This is a genomic window from Pseudomonas sp. JV245A (assembly GCF_032424515.1).
Taxonomy (GTDB): domain Bacteria; phylum Pseudomonadota; class Gammaproteobacteria; order Pseudomonadales; family Pseudomonadaceae; genus Aquipseudomonas; species Aquipseudomonas protegens.
The window spans coordinates 1-1,299 of the sequence record NZ_VYKE01000382.1 but is presented as its reverse complement, the minus strand read 5'-3'; the positions used below and the strand labels follow the sequence as shown (position 1 = coordinate 1,299).

Below are 1,299 nucleotides of genomic sequence, written 5' to 3'. Positions count from 1 at the left end.
GAGCGCGGCGGCTGCTGTCGGTTATCCGCTGGTGCTCAAGGCGGTCAGCGCGCAGTTGCCGCACAAGACCGAGGCCGGGGCGGTGGCCCTGAATCTTAAGGACCCTGAAGCCCTGAGCGCGGCCCTGCGCCTGATGCGCACGCGGATCGCCGAGCATGCGCCCAGCGTGGCTTTTGAGCGGGTGTTGCTGGAGCCCATGGCCGCGCCGCCCCTGGCGGAGCTGATTGTCGGTATCAAGCGTGAGAACGACTTCGGCCTGGCCCTGGTGATCGGCGCCGGCGGGGTGCTGGTGGAACTGCTCAAGGACAGCCGCAGCCTGCTGCTGCCCACCACCGAAGGGGCGATCCGCCAGGCCTTGCTGAGCTTGCGCAGCGCTACCTTGCTGCAAGGCTTTCGCGGGCGCCCCGAGGCCGATCTTGAAGCCCTGGTGGCGGCCATCGGCGCGGTGGCGGACTACGCCTGCGAACATGCCGGGCAACTGCTGGAACTGGATGTGAACCCATTGTTGGTCGGTGCCCAGGGCACCGTCGCGGTCGATGCGTTGATTCGCCTTGGCCAGGCTTGAGGAGAGAGACATGCACGATCAGACCTTGACCGGTGGCCAGGCCCTGGTGCGGCTGCTGGCCGGCTACGGCGTCGACACGGTGTTCGGCATTCCCGGGGTGCACACCCTGGAGCTGTACCGCGGGCTGCCCGGCAGCGGCATCCGCCATGTGCTGACCCGCCACGAGCAGGGCGCGGGCTTCATGGCCGACGGTTACGCCCGGGTCAGCGGCAAGCCCGGGGTGTGTTTCGTCATCAGCGGCCCGGGGGTGACCAACGTCGCCACCCCCATCGGCCAGGCCTACGCCGACTCGATCCCGCTGTTGGTGATTTCCAGCGTCAACCACAGCGCCAGCCTGGGCAAGGGCTGCGGCTCGCTGCACGAAACCCAGGACCAGCGGGCGATTACCGCGCCTATCACCGCCTTTTCGGCCCTGGCCCTGAGCCCGGAAGATTTGCCGGAGCTGATCGCCCGGGCCTTTGCCGTGTTCGACAGCGAGCGCCCGCGCCCGGTGCACATCAGCGTGCCCCTGGATGTGCTGGCAGCCAAGGTGGCCCGGGACTGGACCGGTGAAGTGCGGCGACGCCCCGCTCGCGGCCCGGCTGCGGCGGCAGATATCCAGCAAGCGGCGGACAAACTGCGCAAGGCCAAGCGGCCGATGATCATTGCCGGTGGCGGCGCGCTGCACGCCGCCGAGCAACTGCGAACCCTGAGCACGCGCCTGGGGGCGGTGTTCTTCAGCAGCGTCGCCGGCA

2 protein-coding genes are annotated in these 1,299 nt (G+C 69.1%); both read left to right on the top strand.

The genetic code is table 11. The features are described 5' to 3' along the window. A partial coding sequence (locus F6S12_RS31835; protein ID WP_315869869.1) for an acetate--CoA ligase family protein occupies positions 1–565 on the top strand: 565 nt, incomplete at its 5' end. A 10-nt stretch (positions 566–575) separates the two neighbouring features. Beyond that, positions 576–1,299, top strand: a 724-nt coding sequence (locus tag F6S12_RS31830; protein WP_315869868.1) for a thiamine pyrophosphate-binding protein, incomplete at its 3' end; no start/stop codon positions are given.